This window comes from Mycobacterium basiliense, assembly GCF_900292015.1.
GTDB lineage: Bacteria > Actinomycetota > Actinomycetes > Mycobacteriales > Mycobacteriaceae > Mycobacterium > Mycobacterium basiliense.
Genome location: NZ_LR130759.1, coordinates 1765176 through 1780600, shown reverse-complemented (window position 1 = coordinate 1780600; position 15425 = coordinate 1765176). Strand labels below are relative to the sequence as shown.

General features: G+C 65.8%; 6 protein-coding genes. 2 read left to right on the top strand and 4 right to left on the bottom strand.

The window, feature by feature from the left end:
• The first annotated feature begins 743 nt into the window (after window positions 1-743).
• Window positions 744-2486 carry a fatty-acid--AMP ligase FAAL28/FadD28 gene (fadD28, locus tag MB901379_RS07615; RefSeq protein WP_158016058.1) on the top strand — a complete coding sequence of 581 codons (1743 nt, stop codon included), beginning with the start codon at window positions 744-746 and terminating at the stop codon, window positions 2484-2486.
• A gap of 1 nt (window position 2487) precedes the next feature.
• Window positions 2488-5205: an MMPL family transporter gene (locus MB901379_RS07610; RefSeq protein WP_158016057.1), complete on the top strand. Its 2718-nt coding sequence runs from the start codon at window positions 2488-2490 to the stop codon at window positions 5203-5205.
• On the opposite strand, the gene MB901379_RS07605 is transcribed toward MB901379_RS07610, so the two are convergent.
• From MB901379_RS07605 to MB901379_RS07590, 4 genes are all read right to left on the bottom strand, one after another.
• On the bottom strand, window positions 5206-5901 hold the full coding sequence (locus MB901379_RS07605) for an LppX_LprAFG lipoprotein (protein WP_158016056.1): 696 nt from the start codon (window positions 5899-5901) through the stop codon (window positions 5206-5208).
• 342 nt (window positions 5902-6243) lie between these two features.
• A complete protein-coding gene (locus MB901379_RS07600) occupies window positions 6244-12537 on the bottom strand; it encodes a type I polyketide synthase (RefSeq protein ID WP_158016055.1) in 6294 nt (2097 codons plus the stop codon).
• A 16-nt stretch (window positions 12538-12553) separates the two neighbouring features.
• Window positions 12554-14683, bottom strand: a complete 2130-nt coding sequence (locus MB901379_RS07595) for a p-hydroxybenzoic acid--AMP ligase FadD22 (protein WP_158016054.1) — start codon at window positions 14681-14683, stop codon at window positions 12554-12556.
• Window positions 14684-14773: 90 nt separating this feature from the next.
• Window positions 14774-15406, bottom strand: coding sequence for a chorismate--pyruvate lyase family protein (locus MB901379_RS07590; protein WP_158016053.1), 633 nt, complete (start codon window positions 15404-15406; stop codon window positions 14774-14776).
• Window positions 15407-15425: the final 19 nt, after the last annotated feature.

Here is a 15425-nt window from a genome sequence, read left to right as displayed (position 1 = left end):
AACCTCGTCTCAGCTCAACCGGGATTACCCGACAACGTCACCGAATTTTGATGCGGGAACGAAAATCCCGCAGCACCGCTCACACAACCCCAAAACCGAGCCAACCGGGATGGGCGACACCGAAGGCAGGTCACGGCGCCACAAGCTTAGACGGCATTCGGGAGGCGGAGTAACAAAGCGCCAAATTCCCAGGTCACGCTCAGGTCCGGCGGGGAAGCGGACGCCCAGCCGGCACCAGCGCCCAGTCCGGTGCGACGATGCCATCGCGGCGAACTTCGACAATTCAAAGGCAGGCCGGGAGCGCGGGGTTCCCACCTATGCCGCCGGCGCCCGCCATGCCCGCGAGTGCCGGCCGTGCAGGCGGGCCCCCGGGCCAGCTGCGCCAGCTGATGCTGTGCGACCGCCAAAGAGCGGTGGGCGTCGGTGGCCGCCATAGACCTATTGCAGTGCAACAATTTTCGAGCTAGTTCCAGGTCCGGACGCCGCGATGTCGGCGCGGCCGGAACGAAGCACCGGAAAGGGGGCCCGACGGCGGCCACAAGTCCGTATCGGATCCGCCCCTCGCGACTCCCGGTTCACCCCGGCGTCGGGTGGGCCCGCACCGCGCGAGAATTTTGCAATGGTGCCATCAAATCGCCGCTGAGCTGGTGAAATGTGACTTTTGCGACGCCCCGCGGTGGCCGCCGCCCGGATTCGGGGCAAGGCTGGGACAACGTTTGAGCCAGGCCGGTAACGTGATGCCCATGAGTGTGCGTTCCCTTCCTGCCGCGCTGCGCGCGTGCGCCCGGCTACAGCCCAATGACCCCGCCTTCACCTTCATGAACTACGAACAGGACTGGGGCGGCGTGGCGGAAACGCTGACGTGGTCGCAGCTGTACAGGCGAACCCTGAACGTGGCACAGGAGCTGAGCCGATGCGGCTCGGCTGGTGATCGCGTGGTGATCTTGGCCCCGCAGGGACTCGAATACATCGTCGGCTTCCTGGGCGCGCTGCAGGCGGCGCGGGTCGCGGTGCCGCTTTCGGTTCCCCAGGGTGGCGCCAGCGATGAACGCGCCGATTCCGTGCTCCGCGACGCCTCGCCAGTTGCCATTCTCACGACATCACCTGTAATAGACGATGTCGCCCAGCATGTTACGGCGGGGCCGAATGAAACTGCACCTTCGATCATCGAACTCGACCGACTAGACCTGGACTCTCCCAACGGATCTGGCGGCGCGGACGAGAACTACCCAACCACGGCGTATTTGCAATACACGTCCGGGTCAACCCGGGAACCGGCCGGCGTCATGCTTTCCCATCAGAACCTTCGGACCAATTTCGAACAGCTGATGGCGGGCTACTTCGCCGAGACCGATGGCATCGCGCCGGCGGATTCAACACTGGTGTCCTGGTTGCCCTTCTACCACGACATGGGGTTGGTTCTAGGCGTTTGTGCGCCGATTCTGGGTGGATATCAGGCGGTGCTTACCAGCCCGGTGTCTTTCCTGCAGCGCCCCGCCCGGTGGATGCACATGCTGGCCAACAGTTCTCACGCATTTTCGGCAGCACCGAACTTCGCCTTCGAACTAACGGCCAAGAAGGTGTCCGACGACGACATGACCGGGCTCGATCTTGGCAACGTGTTGACCATCCTCAGCGGCAGCGAGCGGGTGCAGCCGGCGACTCTCAAACGCTTCGCTGACCGCTTCGCCCGCTTCAATCTGGCGGAGAAGGTGATCCGCCCGTCGTACGGCCTGGCGGAAGCAACCGTGTACGTGGCAACCAGCAGACCGGGTCAGCCACCGGAGGTCCTCGACTTCGAGGCGGAGAGTCTGTCTGCCGGACAGGCGAAGCGGTGCGAAAGCGGTTCCGGCACACCATTAGTCAGCTATGTATTGCCACGCTCACCCATCGTGCGGGTCGTCGACCCCGATACCTGCACCGAGTGCCCGGATGGAACGGTCGGCGAAATCTGGGTGCACGGCGATAATGTCGCCATCGGCTACTGGCATAAGCCGGACGAAAGCGAACGCACCTTCGGCGGAAAGATGGCTTCTCCTTCGGAAGGCACTCCGGTAGGTCCCTGGTTGCGAACGGGCGACTCGGGCTTCATCGCCGACGGCAAGATGTTCATCATTGGCCGGATCAAGGATCTGTTGATCGTCTACGGGCGCAATCACTCTCCCGATGACATCGAGGCCACGATCCAGGAGATCACCCGGAGCCGCTGTGCGGCAATATCGGTTCCGGGTGATCGCAGCACCGAGAAGCTGGTCGCCATCATCGAATTCAGAAAGCGTGGCGACTCGGACAAGGATCTGTTGGACACGCTGGTCGATATCAAGCGGGAAGTCACCTCCGCGTTGTCGAATTCGCACGGTCTTAGCGTCGCCGACCTGGTTCTGGTGGCGCCGGGCTCGATCCCGACCACCACAAGCGGCAAGGTGAGGCGAGCGGCCTGTGTCGAACAGTATCGACAGGATCAGTTCGCCCGCCTGGACGTTTAGCGTGTCAACCGACGGTACTCATAGGTCGTCGCGACTCGCCAACCTCCTCGTCATCGCCGCCTGGATCGCGGTGGCGGTGATCGCGAATTCTCTTGTGGCGCTAACGCCAGGGGCCTCGGGCAATACCAGCTCGGCGCTGCTGCCCCAGGATGCCAGGAATTCGACCGCCACCAAGCGGATAGCGGAGGCATTTCCCGGCACCGGCACCAACGCCATCGCATATCTGATGTTGGACGGCCGCGACGCTCTCGGACCGGCGGATCAGCAGTACTATGACGCCGCCGTCAGCGCCCTGCGCGCCGACACCCGCCACGTCGGCTCCGTGCTCGACTGGTGGGCAGATCCCCTCACCGCGCCGCTGGGCACCGGACCCGACGACCGCTCCGCGATCGCGGTGGTTTGGCTGGTGGGCCAGGCGGGCACCGACCAGGCGCGAGAATCGCTGGCTGCCGCACGAACGGTGGTGCGCGACCTGCCACCGAGTGTGGGGCTTCGCGCCCGCATTGTCGTTCCGGCAACCACCGTTGGTATGCCCGTGCACATGACCGCGTGGCAGGGCGCGGTGCTCGTCACCGCCGCGGCGCTCATCGCCGGCCTACTGTTGCTGCGAGCGCGACGGTCCCGGCTTACCGTCGGGATCGCCCTGCTGACCGCTGCGCTCTCCCTCGCGGTGACGTGGCCGCTCGCCGCCTTGGCGCGGCGCGACCATGGCGCGACCCTGTCGGCCTTCGCAGTGTTCTCCACGACCCTGGCCGCCGTTCTTGCGATCGGCACCATCACCGCTTCCGTCGTGCTGGTCTCCCGGCTCCGCTCCGACACCGGCGCTCCGGCGTTGGTACCGCTGGGCCGGCGGGCATATCGTGACAGCCTGCCCGCCTTGGCGCTGCCCGCGGCGTGCGTCGCGTTGCTCACCGGTCCGTTGCTACTTGCCCGCACACCGGCACTGCACAGCGTTGGCATGGCTACGCTGGGAGTCGTTGTGGCGCTTGCGGCTTCGGTGACGCTGCTGCCCGCCCTGCTCGGTCTCGCGGGGCAGCCGTCCTCCTCGCAATCCGACGATGCCGCCCCGACCCGTGCGTCGTCGATCCCGCGCGCGGCCGTCGTCACCGCCGTCGTACTGGCGATCTGTGCGGTACCCGTCATCGGGATGCGGTTCGCTCTTGCCGAGAACCCGGCAGGCCCGGCCGCAACCAGCACCACGCGGTCCCTGCCCTGGAATCCCCTGCCCGACGTGGTGGTGATCGAGGCCGCGAACGACCTGCGAGACCCGGCCGGCCTTATCGCCATCGACCAGGTTAGCCACCGCCTGATGGAGATTCCCGGCGTCCGGAAGGTGGAGTCGGCGGCATGGCCGGCCGGTGTCCCGTGGCAGGACGCCTCGCTCACCGCCGCCGCGGGAAAGCTCAGCGATCAGCTGGACCGCGGGGCCGGATCGTTTATGCCGCAGGTGACCGCGATCAAGACGCTGGGATCCATCGTCAATCAGATGAGCGGCGCGGTCGATCAGTTGGACACCAGCGTGCAGGCTGGTCTCGCCGGGGCGGCCCAGATACAGCAGAACGTGGAGTTGCTGCTGTCCGGTACCCGGAACATCAAGGGCTTGACCGTGGAGCTGTCCGGCTACCTCGACCCGGTCCGCGGCTATGTGGGTGGCGTCGAGAACTGTCCCGCCGACATGCTGTGTACGGCCGCGCGCAAGGTCGTGGATCCCGTCGACAGGGTGGTCGACGACGTGACGTTGCTGTCGGATGGTGCGGACCGCATCGCCGCGGTATCACGCAGGACGGTGGGCGCCTTCGCGACGGCACCTCAGGTGATGGCGCAAATGCGGTCAGCACTGGCACAACTGCAGTCCTTTGTTCCCAACCTGGAAACCACCATCCAGGACACCCTCCCGCAACTTGTGCAGGTGTCGGCTTTTTTGAGGAACCTGCGGCTCGATTTCGCCAGCACCGGCGAGGGCGGTTTCTATTTGTCCGGGAAGGCCATCGCCGATCCGTCGTACCAGCACGTGCGGCAGACAATGTTTTCCTCGCAGGGAACGGTGACCCGCCTATTGGTCTATTCCGACCGCGACAAACTGGATCTGGGCGCGGCGACACGCGCGCAGCAGCTCGAAATCGCCGCGGGCAAGGCGATGAAGTACGGAAGCCTGGTCGACGGCAAGGTCACGGTGAGCGGAGCCGCCCAAATGGCCGCCGACGTCCGCGGTGCGTTGACTCACGATGCCGTGCTGCTGGCGCTTGTACTGCTGGCCGTCGTGCTTGCGGTCAGCATGTGGCGCGGCGCGCTCGGTGGCGTTGTGGTCGGCGTCGGCATGCTCTTGGCCTACCTCGCTGCGCTAGGGATCTCGATCGCGCTGTGGCAAGACCTGGTGGGTAGCCCACTGCAGGCCTCGGTCCCACTGGTGTCGTTCGCCGCCCTGCTGACGTGCGGTATCCCGTACCTGATAGCCGGCCTCGTCGCCACCGACGAAGGGGCGGCGGGCGCAACTCCGGTTCGGCGCGCGTTCGCGCCGCTTGCGGCGTTGTCCGCGGTGTTCGGCGTGGGACTGGTGCTGGTGTCGGGCGGTTCGATCAGCGCCCTAAGTCAAGTCGGTACCGTTCTCGTCGCCGGGGTGGGTGCGCTGATGGCGGTGGCACACGTGTGTGTTCCCGCCGCGATGCAGGACCGGACGCGGGGGATCCAAGCGGACCGATCGGCGGATAGCGCCAGCTAGCTAGTCGATAGTCACCGGTTCATTCCATTTGGACAACGTGACCTCGACCGAACCGGAACCCAGGTCCACGTCTGCCCGCACCAAGCGGTGCGAACCGTCCTGGGCAATCCACACTGTGGCCGGCCGGGGGCTCCTGGCGCCGGGATCCAGGATCTTGACGCTGTCCGTTGGCAGGGTTCCACTGATCTTCTTGGTGGGGATTCCGTCGATGACCTCGCTGCCCTGGGCTTGCAGATTGGTAACTCCTGACAGCAACTTCGTCACCCCGTTGATGGGGTCGAGGACGCGTGAGGCGGACAGGTCCGACACCGAGCCGAGATTGCTCCAGTCGTCGAACAATTTCACCGAGATGTTGTCGCCCTTGATCCGGAATGGGACGCCCGCCTGGCCGTTATAGGTGCACTCCCCCTTGGCCGCCAGCGGATTAGCCCTGATATCGACGTCCGCACTGCTGATGCCGAGCATGCTGTCGACCTTGCCGGTGGTGCGGATTGCCAGATGCGCGCTGGTCAATGCCTTGGTCGCGTCCAGTGACTGCTTGATCTCGGCCACCAGGGCCGGGTCGGCGGGCACGCTGGACGTGCTGGGCGCTTCGGCATCGGGTTTGTCGGAGGAACATCCGGACAGCCACAACGCCAGGCAGGCTCCCAGCGCTAGCACAAGGGCGGAAATGACCGCCGGTTTCCGCTCATTCATTGCTTACCACCTCGCTGCTAGTCGCCCGTACCCGTTGCACCGCAAGCGGCATCGAACGCCGGGCATGAGCCGTCGAGAACGGAATTAACAGCGACCACGTTCACCGCTTCGGCGCGCTGCGCTGTGTCCTTTCTCACCAAATCTCATCAAACTGGCCAACAAAACATTCAGTGCGCCCCACGGTGGCTGCAAACACCATGAGCCCGCTGGCGTTCACGATCGTATCGTGCGCCCGGCATGGCCGCCGTAGGTCCCGCCCGGCTGGCGAATTTGGAAGCGCGTCAGGCCTTTCCAGGACTTTGTCGCGTCGCGTTGTCACCGCCGCACGAGACCGAACTCGCCCTATACCTGCACGGTGACTTTCTCATCGTCAGGTTCGGGCAGCTTTTCCCCATTGGATTGGTGAGCATGGCCCTCGGGGATTTGCTGGTCCACATAATCGGCGACCGCGGCAGGGGTTGGGTGGTCGAAGATCAGGGTGGGTGGCAGGGTCAGTCCGGTAGCTGTCTTGAGGCGGTTGCGCAATTCGACCGCGGTCAGCGAGTCGAACCCGAGGTCTTGGAACCCGGCCTCGGAGTCGATGTCCTCGGGAGACGGCCGGCCCAACACCGCGGCGGCCTGCAGGCACACCAACCCAACCAATAGGTCGCGTCGTTCATCCGAGGCCAGTCCATGCAGGCGCTCGGCCAGCGCCGACTTCGACTGGGCGGCATCACCGGTGTCCTCGATTTGCCGGCGTCGCGGGCGGCGTGCCAACCCACTGAACAGTGGCGGCAGACCACCGCCCTGGGCACGGGCGTCCAGGGCGCCGCGGTCCAGTCGAGTGGCCACCATGAGCGGGTGATTGATCGCTAGGGTGGCGTCGAGCAACTCCAGCGCCTGCTCGGGGTTCATCGGAGCCAACCCGCTGCGGCTCATTCGAGCCAGATCGCGACTGCTCAAATGCGCGGCCATGCCGCCAGGCTGCTCCCAGAGGCCCCATGCCACCGATAGCCCGGCCAACCCGGCGGCCTGCCGGTGAGCCGCCAACCCATCGAGAAACGCGTTGGCGGCCGAATAATTGCCCTGTCCGGGCGAGCCGACCGTGGCCGCGATCGAGGAGCACAACATGAACATCGACAAATCCAGGTCCAGGGTGGCCTCGTGCAGATTCCATGCCGCGTCCACCTTGGCCCGCAACACCGTGTCGACTCGATCGGGGGTCAGCGAGGTGATCACCGCGTCGTCGAGCACCCCGGCGGCGTGAATCAATCCACGTACCGGCGGATACTCGCGGGAGAGCTGGGCCAGCATCGCCTCAACCGCATCGCGATCGGCCACGTCGCAGGCTAACACCGCGACGTTGGCTCCGGCCTCGGACAACTCGGCGGCCAGTTCAGCGGCCCCCTCGGCTTGGTCGCCTCGACGGCTGGCCAACACCACGTGGCGCACCCCGTAGGCGTTGACCATATGTCGCGCCAGGACGGCGCCGACCGCCCCGGTGGCACCGGTGATCAACATCGTGCCGTCAGCAAGACCATCGGCCAGCGCCGAGGGCATGGTCAACACCACCTTGCCGATATGACGGGCCTGGCTCATGAATCGGAAGGCCGCCGGCGCGCAGCGCACATCCCAGGTGGTGACCGGAAGCCGGCGCAGCACCTGGTTGTCGAACAGCTCCCTTACCTCGTCCAGCATCTCCTTCATCCGCACCGGACCGGCCTCGGACAGGTCAAACGCCCGGTACCACACACCGGGATAGTTCGCGGCGATCTTCTGCGCTTCGCGGATATCGGTCTTACCCATCTCCAGGAAACGCCCGCCACGGACCAGGAGGCGCAGCGACGCATCCACGAAATCACCGGCCAGGGAGTCCAGCACCACATCCACCCCGCGGCCTTCGGTGACCTCCAGGAACTTCTCCTCGAACTCGAGCGTGCGAGAGTCACCAATGTGGTCGTCGTCAAATCCCATGGCGCGCAACGTGTCCCACTTGCCGCGGCTGGCAGTGACGAAAATCTCGACCCCCCAGTGGCGAGCCAGCTGCACGGCAGCCATGCCCACGCCACCGGTCCCGGCGTGTATCAACACGGATTCGCCCGGCTTGATCTCGGCCAGGTCTTTCAACCCGAACAGCGCGGTCAGGAACACCACCGGCACCGCGGCGGCCTGGGCGAACGACCAATCCCGTGGCATCTGGGCAATCAGTTGCTGATCCACCACCGCCAGTGGACCGGCCCCGCCAAGAAATCCCATGACCGAGTCACCGACGGCCACACCGGTCACCTCGGGCCCGACCTCGATGACTTCCCCGGAGCCTTCGGCACCCAGCGGCGGGGCCTGGCCCGGATACATCCCCAACGCGGCCACCACGTCGCGGAAATTGACACCGACCGCCGCCACCGCAACCCGGACCTGTCCTGCCTGCAATGGTGCTTGGGCCTCCGGGCAGGGCTGGATAACCAGGTCCTCCAACGTTCCGCCGCCACCTGCGGCCAACCGCCACGCCGACTCCCCTGCCGGCAGCGCCAGCAGCGGCGCGGCCGGACCGAGTCGGGCGGCGTGTACGGCGCCGGCGCGCACCAGAAGTTGGGGTTCCCCGACGCCGACCAACGCCGCCGCATCGATCGGCGCATCGGAGTCGATCAGCACGATCCGACCGGGGTTTTCGGCCTGCGCCGACCGCACCATGCCCCAGACGGCGGCGGCGGCCAGATCGCTGACGTCCTCGCCAGCTAACGCCACGGCACCGCGGGTCAGTACCACCAATGTGCCCGCCCGGTCCCCGTCGAGCCAGGACTGCAGCACCTCCAGGGCGGAGTGGGTGGCCTGATAGACCGAGCCCACCACGTCGTCGCCGGTAGACCCACATTCCCACACCACCACATCGGCTGCGGTCGCACCGTCACCGCCGGCGCAATAGTCCGCCCAAGAGACCACGGCCGGCTGACCAGAACCGTTGGTACCGCTGCCGCTCAACGGTATTGGCGACCACAGAACGTCCAACGGACCCTGCTCCGGCGCACCGCCGGCGGCGGCCATCGCGGCGCGCAACTGCTCGGCGGTAATCGAGCGGGTAACCAGTGACCCCACCGTCATCACCGGCAACCCGGCGGCGTCGGCGATCTCCACCGAGATCGCGTCGGCCCCCGCCGAGGCAAAGCGCGCCCGCACCCGTCCGGCACCGCCGGCGTGTAGCGACACCCCACGCCAGCAAAATGGCAGCCGGGTTTCGGTGGTCTCGATCGCGAGACCTAGGGCATGCAGCACCGCGTCCAACACGGCCGGGTGCATCCCCATCCCGTCGACGTCCACGCCGGTGGGAGCGACCACCTCGGCGAACAGCTCGGTCTCGCGTCGCCAGGCGGCCACCAACCCGTGGAACGTGGGGCCGTAGGCATAGCCGCGGTCGGCCAATTGCGCGTAACCATCGGAGATGTCAACACTCTCCGCACCCTCCGGCGGCCACACCGACAAGTTGGCGTCGGGCTTTGCGGCATCCATGCCCAGCATGCCCTCGGCATTGAGCAACCAACCCTCGGCTTGGTCACCCCGGGAATAGACCGACACCGCGCGATGCCCGGAATCATCGGCAGCACCCACGACCACCTGCACTTGCGCGCCCACACCGGGGTGCAATATCAGGGGTGCGGCCAGCACCAATTCCTCGATGACCGCACAACCCACCTCATCGGCGGCGCGGATCACCAATTCCACAAAGCCCGCACCGGGGAACAACACCACCCCGCCTACCACGTGATCGGCCAACCACGGCTGATCGGCCAGCGACAACCGGCCGGTCAGCACCACCCCATCGGAATCGGGTCGTTCGATCACCGCGCCCAGCAACGCATGCTCGGCACCGCCGAGACCCAGACCGGCCGCATCCGCGGGCCCATCGGCGCCCGGCGTTTCCCAAAACCTGCGTCGCTGGAAGGCATAGGTCGGCAGGTCCACCCGGTGTCCACCCGAGCCGGCAAACACCGCGCACCAGTCCACCGGCACACCGGTGGTGAACAGTTGACCGACCGCACCCAGCGCCGACGACAGCTCCGGCCGATCCTTACCCAGCATCGACACCACCACCGCCTCGGCAGGCGCCAACGACTGTTCGATGGAGCCGGTCAACCCACTGCCGGGGCCGGCTTCGATGAAGTGGGTTGCCCCCAGCGTCTGCAAGTGCCGCACACTGTCGGCAAAACGAACCGGGCGCCGCACGTGGTCCACCCAGTATTGGGTCGATCCGAAACCGACCTCGGGGCCGGCCAATTCGCCGGTTACGTTGGACACCAGCCCAATCTGCGGTTCGCGCGCGTCGACCTGGGCCGCGACCCCCGCGAACTCCTCGAGCATCGGCTCCATCAACGGCGAGTGGAACGCATGCGAGACCGCCAACCGGTGCACTCGCCGGCCTTGCGCGGCGAAGCTGTCCGCGATGGCACTCACCGCGGCCTCCGCACCGGAAACCACCACCGATTCGGGCGCATTGATCGCAGCGATCCCCACCGCATCACCCAGCAGTGGCGCCACCTCGTCTTCGCGAGCCGCCACCGCCGCCATCGCCCCGCCGGCAGGCAGCGCCTGCATCAACCGACCCCGAGCCACCACCAGCATCGCAGCTTCGGTCAGCGTCAACACGCCGGCGACGTAGGCCGCGGACAGCTCCCCAACCGAGTGACCCATCACAAAATCGGGCTGCACGCCCCAGCGCTGCAACACCGCAAAGGACGCCACCTCCACCGCGAACAACGCCGGCTGAGCGAACTCGGTGGTGTCCAGCAGGGCAGCGTCGGCGCCCCAGACAACGTCGCGCAGCGGCAATCGCAGATGCTGATCCAATTCGTCGGCCACCGCGTCGAACGCCTCGGCGAACACCGGCAACTGGGCATGTAGCTCGCGGCCCATCCCGATCCGCTGCGAGCCCTGTCCGGGAAACACGACCACCGTCTTGCCTACCGACCCGGCGTGACCCATGGCCACGCCCGCACCTGGCTCGCCGCTGGCCAACCCCGTCAGCCCCGCGATCAAGGCCTCCCGATCAGCGCCGACTATCACCGCGCGATGCTCGAACACCGACCGGCCCGCCAACGTAGACCCCACATCGACCGGGTCCAGCCCCGAATCGGCCTGCAGGTAGGACAACAATCGGCCGGCCTGTGCCGTCAACGCCTCGGCAGATCGCCCCGAAACCACCCACGGCACCACCGCCAATGTGCGGGCGTCCGAGGGGCCGTCGGACCCCTCGTCAGGGGCCGGCTCGGGAGCTTGTTCCAGGATCACGTGCGCGTTGGTGCCGCTGATTCCGAACGAGGACACTCCGGCACGGCGCGGGCGGCCATCCACCGACCAGCCTCGGGCCTCGGTCAACACCGACACCGCCCCGCTGTCCCAATCCACCCGGGGAGATGGCTCATCGACATGCAACGATGCCGGCATCACGCCGTGTCGCATCGCCTGCACCATCTTGATCACCCCGGCCACCCCCGCGGCGGCCTGGGTGTGCCCCATGTTCGACTTGATCGAGCCCACCCACAGCGGCTGCGTGGCCGGCCGGCCCTGCCCATAGGTGGCCAGCAATGCCTGCGCTTCGATCGGATCGCCCAGGGTAGTGGCGGTCCCGTGGGCCTCGACCACATCCACGTCGGCCGATGTCAAACCCGCGCTGGCCAACGACGCCTGAATCACCCGCTGCTGGGCGAGCCCGTTGGGCGCGGTCAACCCGTTGGAGGCCCCGTCCTGGTTGACCGCGCTACCGCGCACCACCGCCAGCACCTTGTGCCCCAACCGACGCGCATCCGATAGCCGCTCGAGCACCACCACACCGGCGCCTTCACCCCAGCCGGTCCCGTCGGCCGCGGCCGCAAACGCCTTGCACCGCCCGTCGGCGGCCAACCCACGCTGTCGACTGAACCCCACGAAGATCGACGGCAACCCCATCACCGTCACGCCACCGGCGAGCGCCAAATCGCATTCCCCCGAACGCAACGACGCCATCGCCCAATGGATCGCCACCAAGGACGACGAGCACGCGGTGTCCACCGACACCGCCGGGCCCTCCAGCCCCAATACGTAGGACACCCGCCCGGAGGCGACGCTCACCGCCGTGCCGGTCAGGCCGTAACCCTGCAGGCCCCCGGTCTCCCTGCTGCCGTAACTGGGCGCGAAAATCCCGGTGAACACCCCCGTCGACGAGCCACGCAGCGACATCGGGTCAATCCCCGCATGCTCCAGCGCCTCCCACGACACCTCCAGCATCAACCGCTGCTGAGGGTCCATCGCCAGCACCTCACCGGGGGCGATCCCGAAAAATCCGGCGTCGAAACCGGCCGCGTCGTCTAGGAACGCACCCCAGCGCGTGTAGGTCTTACCCTCCGCGTCGGGGTCCGGGTCGTACAGGCCGTCCACATCCCACCCGCGGTCGGTCGGAAATTCCGACACCAGGTCGCGACCCTCCGCCACCACGTCCCACAACGCTTCGGGGCTATCCACTCCGCCCGGAAACCGGCATCCGATCCCCACCACCGCCACCGGCTCGGTCTCGCGTTGTTCGTATTCCCGCAGCCGTGCGCGCGCCTCGTCGAGCTCGACAGCGACCTTCTTCAGATAGCGGAAGAGCTTTTCGCTCTGCGGGTCGGCGCCTTCAACGCTCGTCGTCATTCTCAGTTGCTCCTCTTCATGACTCGCCAAACTCCGAATCGATTAGCTTGAAAATTTCATCGGGGGTCGCAGCATCCTGGATTCGCTTGCCCAGGTGATCCTCGCCGTCGGTCACCGCGCCAAGAAGGGCGCGCAACCGCTCGGCGACGCGCTGCTTCTCGCTATCCGCTATCGCCCCCACCAGCCGTTCGACCTTTTTCAACTCCTCGTCGAGTTGCGCCAGGCCTCTGCCGCCGCTATCCGCTGGACCAGGCGTCACTACTTGGGCCGCCCGCCGGTCCCCGCCGGACAGTTCGGCTTCCAGATATTGGGCCAGCCCCGATATCGAGCCGTAGTCCCAGCCGACCGTCTCCGGCAGCCGGAGCCCCGTGGCGGTGGCCAATCGATTGCAGAGTTCGACCGTCATCTGCGAGTCGAAACCCAGCTCCGAAAACGCGAGATCCCGATTGACCGCGCGCGGGTCCGGCTCGCCCAGCATCTTGGCGGCCTCGGCCGATACCGCCTCGGACACCAACCGGTGGCGCTCTTGCTGCAGGGCGGCCAACCGCTCTTTGAGTGTCACTTCACCGACTTTTCCGACGTCGAACTGCATGTTCGGGGCCGCCCGTCCGCCTCGCTGGGCCCCGGAGCCGGCCCGCGGCTCAACCGGTGAGAGTTCCCATATCGGTTTGACCGGGCTCTGGGCGCGAAGCTCGCCGCGCAGCAGTTTCCCGTTCGGTGTTCGTGGGAGCCGCTCAACAACGGCAAATCGGTGCGGCACCTTGAACGCGGACAGTCGGCCAAGCAACCGCCGGTGAATGTTGCGCATGATCGATTCATCGATGACTGCGCCGCTCGCCGGTACCAGGAATGCCTGCAGTGTGGACGCGCCGGTGGACTCTCGGACGCCGACAACCGCGGCCTCGGCCACAGCGTCGTCCTCGACGACAAGCCGCTCGATCTCGCGCGGATTGACGTTGACCGCCCCGACAACTTCGGTATCGTCCGCCCGGCAGTTGTAGGTAACCCAACCATCGCCATCGACGCAAACCCGATCCCGCGTGTCGAGCCAACCGTCGTTGCCCAGCAGCGGATCCGACCAATTCCAATATGCCGATGCAATCGCTGGCCCGCGCACCCACAGGTCTCCCTCCACACCGGGACCGGCGGTTGCGCCATCCGATGTCGTGACCCGAATTTCATAAGGGGGAAGAACCTTGCCCAGCGTCCCCGGACGCCATTCGTCGACGCTGTTGGACACGAATGTCTGCCCAACCTCGGTCGATCCGATGCCGTCAAGGACCGGGATACCGCCAAAGAATTCGGTGAGCCGTTCGGCCAGACCCACCTCGAGCGCCTCCCCCGCCGATACCACGCAGCGCAGTGAACGGAAGGAGTCGGCCGAACATGCGTCGACCACCCTGGCGAAGAAATTCGGCACGCCGTAGAGCACAGACGGCTCAAATCGTGCGCTGAGCATGGCGGCGGCCTCCGCCCCCACCGGCGACGGACTAATGACCGCGCATCCCCCGGTCGCCAGTGGAAACCAGACCGAATTACCCAGGCCATAGGCGAAGTACATGCGCGCGCTGCACAGCCCGACGTCTTGAGCAGTAAGCCGTAAGGCTTGGTGACACATGGCCTCGACGAACGTCAACGGGTCGGCATGACGATGGATCGCGGCTTTCGGTGGACCGGTGGTGCCGGAGGTGTAGGTGGCGTATGCGAGCGCGTCGCCGTCGAGCGATTCGTACTCTGCCGGCTCGACTCGAGTCGCCTCGGACAACAGCTCTGCGGCTTCGACGACGCCCGAGGGCCGGAACCGATCGCACAGCGCACCGGTGGTGACGACGAGCGCCGGCTCGGTGTCGCGCTCCTGAAATGCGTGGTCGTCACGATGTAGTTCTGGATTCGCTAGGAACGCCACAATCCCGCGAGCCAGACACGCCAACAACAGCTGCACCAGGTCGGGCGAATCCGGCAGACACAGCAGGACACGATCTCCCCTGGACAAGCCGCGTTCACCAAGCACCTGCCCTAGGCGCGCGGCCCCGTCATGGATTTGGCCATGAGTAACTATCTCCGGCGCGTAGTAGGCGGGGTTGTCCCGCCAGCCCGCCGCCGCTGCGCGCTGAGCAAGTATTTCGGCTAAATTCCCATTCCACATTATTGGGTGACCGCCCTGGCCGACACTTTTCTGGCTTGGCGATCGAATGCGATCCACGGGTATGACGTCTGCGACCTGACATCGTCACGGCTAGAGACTGCCGGGGATCCGATCATTAAGTACAAATCGATCTCCACTCCTTGTGTCGATGTCGATTGAATGCTGGCAACGACGGGGTTCTTCACACCGAGCGTCCTCAAATACGCTTCGCAGGAAATACTCGGTGATAATAAGTACCGGTTTGCCACTGGCAATGATGCGATACCGGCGGGCAACGGTTTTCTTGCGTTCGTTCCGATGCCCGTCCAACGCGAGCCAAACCGGTAGATCTCCTTCCCAGACTGTAGCTTCCTCTTTGAAAGTCTCGATGCAACTGGCCGCCATGATTTCACCGATAGGGCGATCGGTCTCGGTCAAGCTTGTCGTGATCGCGGGGGGCAGTAAATCAATGGCAATCAACGATTCCGCGGCCACAAATGGGGTCCCGGAATTCCGACCCTTGAGCAAGATGTCACGCTGAAGAACACGGCCGGCCCCAAATTCCTCCGTTGCCGTCATTTTCGGTGGCACATCGTGAATCTGCTGCTTGATAATCTGTACGACGATCTCATCGTCGGTGACGACGTTGAGAATCCGGGTGAGGGTGCCATTTGTAGCTATAAGTATCCGAAGGTCTCGGCTGAACTTTCGGATTTCTTCATCGGACAGAATACAATCGGTCATTTCTTGTTTCTCAGGTAAC

Excerpts from the sequence above, each read along its gene's own strand:
- MB901379_RS07605 (WP_158016056.1), bottom strand. The coding sequence starts at position 5,901 with ATGAATGAGCGGAAACCGGCGGTCATTTCCGCCCTTGTGCTAGCGCTG.
- MB901379_RS07600 (WP_158016055.1), bottom strand. The coding sequence starts at position 12,537 with ATGACGACGAGCGTTGAAGGCGCCGACCCGCAGAGCGAAAAGCTCTTC.
- fadD28 (WP_158016058.1), top strand. The coding sequence starts at position 744 with ATGAGTGTGCGTTCCCTTCCTGCCGCGCTGCGCGCGTGCGCCCGGCTA.
- MB901379_RS07595 (WP_158016054.1), bottom strand. The coding sequence starts at position 14,683 with ATGTGGAATGGGAATTTAGCCGAAATACTTGCTCAGCGCGCAGCGGCG.
- MB901379_RS07590 (WP_158016053.1), bottom strand. The coding sequence starts at position 15,406 with ATGACCGATTGTATTCTGTCCGATGAAGAAATCCGAAAGTTCAGCCGA.